Origin of the sequence: Pseudomonas knackmussii B13 (assembly GCF_000689415.1) — a bacterium.
Taxonomy (GTDB): Bacteria; Pseudomonadota; Gammaproteobacteria; order Pseudomonadales; family Pseudomonadaceae; genus Pseudomonas; species Pseudomonas knackmussii.
In genome coordinates this window covers 4,676,936-4,684,733 of record NZ_HG322950.1, presented here as the reverse complement: position 1 = coordinate 4,684,733, position 7,798 = coordinate 4,676,936, and the positions used below count along the sequence as shown (strand labels likewise).

Below are 7,798 nucleotides of genomic sequence, written 5' to 3'. Positions count from 1 at the left end.
ATCTGCCACCCAGTCGCCGCCAAGGAGCCTGAAGATGAAATACCTGTGCCTGATCTACGTCGACGAGAAAGTCGCCACCCGCATGCCGCTGCATGACTATCGCGCGGTGGTGGACGAGTGCCTGACCTACGAGCAGCAGCTGCGCGAGAGCGGCAAGTTCCTCGCCGCCGAGGCGTTGCAGTCGGTCGAGTGCGCCACCACCCTGCGCCATCGCGATGGCCAGCTTTCGATCACCGACGGGCCCTTCGCGGAGACCCGCGAGCAGCTCGGCGGCTTCTACATGATCGAGGCGCGCGACCTCAACGAAGCCATCCAGATCGCCGCGAAGATTCCGCCGGGCCGCCTGGGTGCCATCGAGGTGCGGCCGATCCGCGATTGGGAAGAGCACTTCGCCACCCTGGGCTGAAGGCGTTCCGGGCCATCCAGCCGCTCGCGGTGATGGTCGAACCGGTGTCCGCGACGGCTGCGCGGGCGCTCGAAAGGGAGGTCACGCCATGTGCCCCTTGTGTCTGTCCGCCCTGGGCCTGGCTTTAGCCGGCGCCCTGTCCGCCGGCGGTTTCGTCGCCTTTGCCGGGCGCCGTCGGTCGCGCACATCCAACGCCGAAGAGGAGAAAGTCGCATGAGAATCGACAATTTCAGCCTGCCGCCCGTGGTCTCTCGCGAGGAATGGCTGCTGGCGCGCAAGCGCCTGTGGGAAAAGGAGCGCGCGGCCACCCATGCGCGTGACGCCCTGGCCGCCGAGCGGCGCCAGCTGCCGCTGGTGCGGATCGACAAGGACTACCGCTTCGAAGGCGCCAACGGCCCATTGCGCCTGCTCGAACTGTTCGAGGGCCGGCCGCAGCTGGTGATCTACCACTTCATGTTCCACCGCGACCGCGCCGAGGGCTGCGAGGGCTGCTCGTTCCTGATCGACAACATCGGCCGCCTGGAGCACCTGCACGCCCGCGGCACCAGCTTCGCCATGGTCTCGCGCGCACCGCTGGAGGAGTTCGCCGCGTTCAAGGCGCGCATGGGCTGGCGCTTCCCCTGGGTGTCGTCGTTCGGCAGCGACTTCAACTACGACTTCCACGTCAGCAACGACGAGAGCATCGCCCCGGTGGAATACAACTACCGCGACAAGGCGGAGCTGGAGCGCCTCGGCCAGACCTATCACGTGCAGGGCGAGCAGCCGGGGCTGAGCGTGTTCCTGCGCGACGGCGACAAGGTCTACCACAGCTATTCCACCTACGGTCGCGGGCTGGAGTCGCTGATGTTCACCTACCACCTGCTCGACCTCACGCCGCTGGGGCGCGGCGAGGGCTGGGGCGGCATGGCCGACCTCGATGGCCTGGGCCTGCAGTGGACCCGCTACCATGATCGCTACGGGCAACAGGAGCCGCCGCACAGTTGCTGCGCGTCCTGAACCGAGCACGGAGGGAACCCCCATGCAAAGTTCCATCGACCCGGCCATCCAGCGCCTGCTGGACGGCTGGCTGGAGGCGGTGAAGGCCGCCGATCTCGAGCGTATCGTCAGCCACTACAGCAGCGACGTGCTGGCCTTCGATGCGGTGGCGAAGCTGCAGTTCGTCGGCATCGAGGCCTACGCGGAGCAATGGCGCGCTTCGCTGAACGCCTGCCAGCAGGGCGTGTTCGAGCGCCATCAATTGGCGGTCGAGCAGGGCGGCGATATCGCCTTCGGCCACTACCTCGCGTATTGCGGCGGCAAGGATGAACAGGGCGTGGAGAAGGCGTCCTGGGTGCGTGTCAGCTTCGGTCTGCGGCGGACGGCGGGGGAGTGGCGGATCGTCCACGAGCATTTCTCCATTCCCTTCGACATGCAGAGCGGACAACCACTGTTCGACGCCAAGCCGTGAGTCGTTCGCATGCATGACTACGAGCCGCGCCCGCTGCGCGACCAGGTGGATGCGATCTACCGGCGCGACTCGCGGCGGGTGCTGGCCACGCTGATCCGCCTGCTCGGCGATTTCGACCGCGCCGAGGAAGCGCTTCACGACGCCTTCGCCGCCGCCGTGGAGCAGTGGCGGCGCGATGGCGTGCCGCAAAATCCGCGCGCCTGGCTGGTGTCCGCCGGGCGCTTCAAGGCCATCGACCATCTGCGTCGGCGGGCCCGCTTCAACGCCTCGCTGGAGCAGATCGCCCAGCAACTGGAGCTGGACGCCGAGGAAGAAACCGAGGAGTACGAAGGCCTGGAAGACGACCGCCTGCGCCTGGTGTTCACCTGCTGCCACCCGGCGCTGGCCGCCGATGCGCAGGTGGCGCTGACCTTGCGCGAGGTCTGCGACCTGCGCACCGAGGAGATCGCCCGCGCCTTCCTCGCGCAGCCGGCGACCATCGCCCAGCGCATCGTCCGCGCCAAGCAGAAGATCCGCGACGCGCGCATCCCCTACCAGGTGCCGGAGCCGACCGAGCTGCCGCAGCGCCTGGCCAGCGTATTGCGCGTGATGTACCTGGTGTTCAACGAGGGCTATGCGGCCTCCAGCGGCGAATCGCTCACTCGGGGCGACCTGTCGGCCGAAGCCATCCGCCTGGGGCGGCAACTGCTCGAACTGCTGCCTGAGCCGGAAGTGATGGGGCTGCTGGCGCTGATGCTGCTGCAGGAATCACGGCGCGCCGCGCGCACCGATGCGCAGGGCGAACTGGTACTGCTGGAGCACCAGGACCGCTCGTTATGGGATCGCGCGCTGATCGCCGAGGGTCGCCTGCTGATCGGCCAGGCCATGGCCAGCCGCCGGTTCGGCCCCTACACGCTACAGGCGGCGCTGGCTGCGCTGCACGCCGAGGCTGCCGATCTGCCGAGCACCGACTGGGCGAGCATGGTCGAGTTGTACGACGCGCTGCTGCGGATGCAGCCCTCGCCGGTGGTGGCGCTCAATCGTTCGGTGGCCCTGGCCATGCGCGACGGTCCCGAGGCGGGCCTGGCGGCGGTGGACGCGATCCTCGCCAGCGGCGAGCTGGCCGACTACCACCTGGCCCACGCCACCCGCGCCGACTTCTGCCGCCGGCTGGGGCGCAACGGCGAGGCGCGCGCGGCGTACGAGCGAGCCTTGGCGCTGACTCGCCTGGAGCCGGAGCAGCGCTTTCTCGAACAGCGTCTGCGCGAGCTGGACTGAGGCGGTTCGCGAGCAAGCTCGCTCCTACAGGTGAAGCCGGCTCTTCGTAGGAGCGAGCTTGCTCGCGAACCTTGGGGCGACCGGCAACGCCATCACTCCTGCGCCAGCGCCCTCAGTTTCTCCAGCGAGAGGATGCGCAGCTGCCGGTAGCCCAGCTCCAGGGCGCCGGCGCCGACCAGTTCGCGAAGCTCCAGGGAAAGCGTCTGGCGGCTGATGCCGAGCATCATCGCCAGTTGGTCCTGGCTGATGCGCACGGTGTTGCGTTGCGCGCCGTCGAGGCTGCCGTCGCCGCGCGCGAGTTGCTCCAGGCGGCTGACGATGCGTGCACGAGTGGAGCGCAGCATGCTGTCTTCCAGCAGGCGATAGACCAGCCGCGTGTGCTGCGCCTGCAGCACGCAGATGGCGCGGGCGAAGCCGTTGTCGAGCATCAGCCGGTCGAAGGTCGCCTGGTCGATGCCGAGCACCTCGCTGTCGCGCGTGGCCATCACGTCGTGGCTGCGCGGCAGGCCGTCGAGCATGGAGGCCTCGCCGAACCAGTGGCCCGGTTCGAGCACGGCGAGTATCGCTTCCTTGCCGTCCTCGCGCAGGGTCGAGGCCTTCAGCGAACCGCGCAGCAGGGTGAGGAAATGCCCGCCGCGGTCGCCCTGGCGGAACACGTATTCGCCGGCGTGCAGGCGCTGCCGGTGGCCCTCGCTGGCCAGCGTCTGGCGCACGGCCGGGGACAGGCCGGCGAACCAGGAATTGGCGCAGAGTTGCTGCAGCAGCGGGTCGAGATCGCTCATGGGAGGGGCGGGATCGGGCAGGGAATCGCAGCACTTTGACCGCCTCGCCCGAGCGGCGCAAGGGCGACGCAATTGTCGGGTTTCAGGCAGTTTCGCGCGGCATGCCGGCCTAGCCTGCGTGACACCGCGGGCCGCCCGTGTGCCCGCCCGGCCTAGGAGAACAACAAGATGAGTCATGCCGCCAAGGTTGTCTGGATCACCGGGGCTTCGTCGGGTATCGGCGAGGCGTTGGCACTGGCGCTGCTGGAACAGGGGGCCGAGGTGATCCTCTCCGGTCGTCGCGTCGAGGCCCTGCAGGCCCTCGCCGAGCGTGCCCCGCAGCGCACTTTCGTGCTGCCCTTCGAGAGCACCGACTATGCGCGCCTGCCGGCGCTGGTCGAGCAGGCCTGGGCCTGGCGCGGGCGCATCGACCTGCTGGTGAACAACGCCGGCGTGAGCCAGCGCAGCCTGGCGCTGGACACCGATCTCGCGGTCTATCGCCAGCTGATGGAAGTCGATTACCTCGCGCCCGTGGCCCTGACCCAGGCGCTGCTGCCGCGCCTGGTGGAGCAGGGCGGTGGCCAGCTCGCGGTGGTCAGCTCGGTGGCCGGCAAGGTCGGCGCGCCGCTGCGCACCGGCTACTGCGGCGCCAAGCATGCGGTGGTTGGCTACTTCGAGGCGCTGCGCGCGGAAGTGGAGGCGGCCTACGGCATCGGCGTCAGCGTGATCCTGCCGGGCTCGGTGCGCACCGCCATTGCACAGAACTCGCTGGAGGGCAACGGCTCGCAGCGCGGCCGCTCCGACACCAACATCGACAACGGCATCGACCCGGCGGTCGCCGCGCAGACCATCCTCGCCGGCCTCGCCGCGCGGCAGCACGACATCGTGGTCGCCGAAGGCATGGAGAAGCTGGCGCTGCAGCTGCGCCAGGCCGACGCGGAGAAACTCTTCGCCCTGACCGCCCAGGAAGGCGCGCGCCTGGCGAAGCAGCGCGAGGAGCTGGGCGCCGGCGCTTCCATCGATCCGGGTGACGTTCAACGCCTGCAGGGCTGAAGGGCTGGGTCCCCGCGTTCGCGGGGATGACGGAGGGGAACGTAGGATGGGGGGAGCCTGCGAACCCCATGCTGTGACGGGGGGGAACTGCAGAGCACCCACCTTCGGTCCGCATGGGTTTCGCTTCGCTCAACGCCATCCTACGAATGCCCGGAGCGCACCTGGGCTGGTAAGCTCGCGGCCGACTTTTTCCTGCCGAGGCCCCGTCATGCGCAAATCCTCCCTGCTCGCCACCCTCAGCCTGCTCGCCGTGCTGAATGCTCCGGTAGTGTTCGCCCATGCCCACCTGAAGACGGAAGTCCCGGCGGCCGACAGCACCGCCAGCGTGCCCAAGGAGCTGCGCCTGACCTTCTCCGAAGGTGTCGAGGCGAAGTTCACCAAGGTCTTGGTCAAGGGCGCCGACGGCCAGCCGGTCAAGGTTGCCGGCCTCGCTACCGAGGCGGGCAACGCCAAGGTGCTGGTGGTGACCTTCGACCAGCCGCTGCCGGCCGGCGGCTATTCGGTGGAGTGGCACGCGGTGTCGGTGGACACGCACAAGAGCGAGGGCCATTACGGCTTCAAGGTCGCACCTTGATCCTCGCTGTCGTGGCGGAGCGCAGCCGCCATGGATGACGCCCTGGTCTTCTGTCGCTTCCTGCACCTGACTTTGGCGCTGACGCTGTTCGGCGTCTCGCTGTTCCGCGCCGTGCTGCGTCGCCAGGAGCCCGCCGTTCTGGCGGCGCTGGACGGACGCCTGCTCGGCTGGCAACGCCCTGCTGCCTTGCTGGCGCTGTTCAGCGGGCTGGCCTGGCTGGGCCTGGTGGCAGCGAGCATGGCGGGCGACTGGTCCGCCATGCTCGATCCGTCGACGCTTGGCCTGGTGCTGCGGGAAACCTTCTTCGGCCAGGTGTGGACCTGGCACCTGGCGGCCAACGCCGCGCTGCTCGTCGCGCTGTGCCTGCCGCTGTCGGCGGACAACCCGCTGCGTCCGCTGCTTGGCGGCGCGCTGCTGGCGAGCCTTGCCCCGGTCGGCCACGGCGCCATGCTCGATGGTTGGGCCGGCATCGGCCTGATGTTCAACCAGGGATTGCACCTGCTCTGCGCCGGCGCCTGGCTCGGCGGCTTGCTGTTGCTCGCGGCACTGCTGTATCGCGCGCCGGACTCGACCCATGCCGAGGCACTGCGACGCTTCAGCGGTGTCGGTTATCTGCTGGTGGCGGGCGTAGCGGCGAGCGGGCTGGTCAACGTCTGGGCGCTGGTCGGGCAATGGCCGGACCCGCGCACCTCGACCTTCGGCCGAGTGCTGACCCTCAAGCTGCTGCTGGTGGCGGGCATGCTTGCCCTGGCGCTGCTCAACCGCGTGGCGCTGGCCTTCCGTGAACGCCACCTGCTGGCGCTGCGGCGCAGCGTGTTGCTGGAGTGGGCGTGCGGGGTGGCCGCGGTGGCGGCGGTTTCGCTTTTGGGGACGCTGTCCCCGGCGGGGTAGAAATGCTCTTGTAGGAGCGAGCTTGCTCGCGAACCGACTCCGCAGCGGGGCTGTTCGCGAGCAAGCTCGCTCCTACGAAAAGCAATGCCGGGCAGAGCTTCAACGCGCCGGCAGGATGACTCCACGGCATTCGCCGAAGCCGATGCGCGGATAACCTTCGCGCTCGCACCAGGCGCGGAAGATCACTTCGTCGCCGTCCTGCAGGAAGGTGCGCTGTTCGCCGCCGGGCAGCTCGATCGGCTGCTTGCCGCCGAAGGTGCTCTCCAGCAGGCTGCCGAACGCATCCGGTTGCGGGCCGGAGAGGGTGCCGGAGCCGAACAGGTCGCCCGGTTGCAGCTTGCAGCCGCCGACGCTGTGGTGCGCGACCATCTGCGCCACCGTCCAGTACATGTTCTGCGTGTTGCTCAGCGCCAGGCGCACGGGCGCGCTGCCGTGCTTGCGCATGGCCGGGGTCAGCAGCAGCACTTCCAGCTGGATGTCGAAGGCGCCGTGGGCCTGGTCGTTGGCGTCCATCAGGTAGGGCAGCGGCTGGGGGTCGCCTTCCGGGCGCGCCGGCTGGGCCTTGCGGAAGGGTGCGAGGGCTTCGGCGGTGACCACCCAGGGCGATACGCTGGTGGCGAAGTTCTTCGCCAGGAAGGGGCCGAGCGGCTGGTATTCCCAGGCCTGCACGTCGCGCGCCGACCAGTCGTTGAGCAGGCAGTAGCCGGCCACGTGCTGCTCGGCCGCACCGATGGCGATGGCGTCGCCCATGGCGTTGCCCTGGCCGATCCAGATGCCCAGCTCCAGCTCGTAGTCCAGCCGCTTGCTCGGGCCGAAGCTCGGCGCCTCGGCGCCCGGCGCCAGGGTCTGGCCGTTGGGACGGCGCACTTCGCAGCCGGAGGCGACCACGGTGGAGGCGCGGCCGTGGTAGCCGATGGGCACGTGCTTGTAGTTGGGCAGCAGCGGGTTGTCCGGGCGGAACAGCCGGCCGACGTTGTTGGCGTGGTGGATGCCGACGTAGAAGTCGGTGTAGTCGCCCACCTGCGCCGGCAGCTGCAGCTGGCAGTCGATCTGCAGCGGCAGCAGCGAGTCGCCCATCACTTCCAGCGCGACCTGGTGCTCGCTGCCTTCGGCGAGCATCGCCTGCAGCTGTTCGCGCAAGGCGCGGCGGGGGCCGGCGCCCAGGGCGAAGAAGGCGTTGAGGCTGGCGCCGCTGGCGGCTGCGGCGGCGTGCTTGGCTTCTCCAGTGAACAAGCCGGCATCGGCTGCCACCTTGAGGTCGAAGATGTGCTCGCCGATGGCCACGCCGCCGCGCGGCGTGCCGCCGGCCGTGCTGAACACGCCCAGCGGCAGGTTCTGCAGGGGGAAGTCGGGGTGGCCGTTGGCGGAGGCGATCCAGCTCTTGCGGGTGTCTGCCTGGGTCATGTCGA

At 69.2% G+C, this 7,798-nt stretch carries 9 protein-coding genes; 7 read left to right on the top strand and 2 right to left on the bottom strand.

Features of this window, described 5'->3' with window-relative positions; genetic code table 11:
* The first annotated feature begins 34 nt into the window (after window positions 1-34).
* From PKB_RS21910 to PKB_RS21895, 4 genes are all read left to right on the top strand, one after another.
* Window positions 35-406, top strand: a complete 372-nt coding sequence (locus PKB_RS21910; protein ID WP_043254476.1) for a YciI family protein — start codon at window positions 35-37, stop codon at window positions 404-406.
* Window positions 407-619: 213 nt separating this feature from the next.
* Entirely contained in the window at window positions 620-1,402 is a 783-nt protein-coding gene (locus tag PKB_RS21905) for a DUF899 domain-containing protein (RefSeq protein WP_197539235.1), read from the top strand.
* Between the two features lie 22 nt (window positions 1,403-1,424).
* Complete coding sequence (locus tag PKB_RS21900) at window positions 1,425-1,853, top strand: YybH family protein (protein ID WP_043254474.1); 429 nt, start codon at window positions 1,425-1,427, stop codon at window positions 1,851-1,853.
* A gap of 9 nt (window positions 1,854-1,862) precedes the next feature.
* A complete protein-coding gene (locus tag PKB_RS21895; protein WP_156958062.1) occupies window positions 1,863-3,110 on the top strand; it encodes an RNA polymerase sigma factor in 1,248 nt (415 codons plus the stop codon).
* Between the two features lie 92 nt (window positions 3,111-3,202).
* Here the strand turns inward: PKB_RS21895 and PKB_RS21890 are convergent, their stop codons facing one another.
* Window positions 3,203-3,892, bottom strand: coding sequence for a Crp/Fnr family transcriptional regulator (locus tag PKB_RS21890; RefSeq protein WP_084166700.1), 690 nt, complete (start codon window positions 3,890-3,892; stop codon window positions 3,203-3,205).
* A gap of 168 nt (window positions 3,893-4,060) precedes the next feature.
* Between PKB_RS21890 and PKB_RS21885 the strand changes: the two genes are divergently transcribed.
* The 3 genes from PKB_RS21885 to copD all read left to right on the top strand — a co-directional run bounded on the left by PKB_RS21885 (window position 4,061) and on the right by copD (window position 6,389).
* Complete coding sequence (locus PKB_RS21885) at window positions 4,061-4,924, top strand: SDR family NAD(P)-dependent oxidoreductase (RefSeq protein WP_043254472.1); 864 nt, start codon at window positions 4,061-4,063, stop codon at window positions 4,922-4,924.
* Between the two features lie 208 nt (window positions 4,925-5,132).
* Window positions 5,133-5,498: a copper homeostasis periplasmic binding protein CopC gene (gene copC / locus PKB_RS21880; RefSeq protein WP_043254470.1), complete on the top strand. Its 366-nt coding sequence runs from the start codon at window positions 5,133-5,135 to the stop codon at window positions 5,496-5,498.
* Between the two features lie 30 nt (window positions 5,499-5,528).
* Complete coding sequence (gene copD / locus PKB_RS21875) at window positions 5,529-6,389, top strand: copper homeostasis membrane protein CopD (RefSeq protein ID WP_043254468.1); 861 nt, start codon at window positions 5,529-5,531, stop codon at window positions 6,387-6,389.
* 99 nt (window positions 6,390-6,488) lie between these two features.
* Here the strand turns inward: copD and fahA are convergent, their stop codons facing one another.
* Window positions 6,489-7,793: a fumarylacetoacetase gene (gene fahA / locus PKB_RS21870; RefSeq protein ID WP_043254466.1), complete on the bottom strand. Its 1,305-nt coding sequence runs from the start codon at window positions 7,791-7,793 to the stop codon at window positions 6,489-6,491.
* Window positions 7,794-7,798 lie beyond the last annotated feature (5 nt).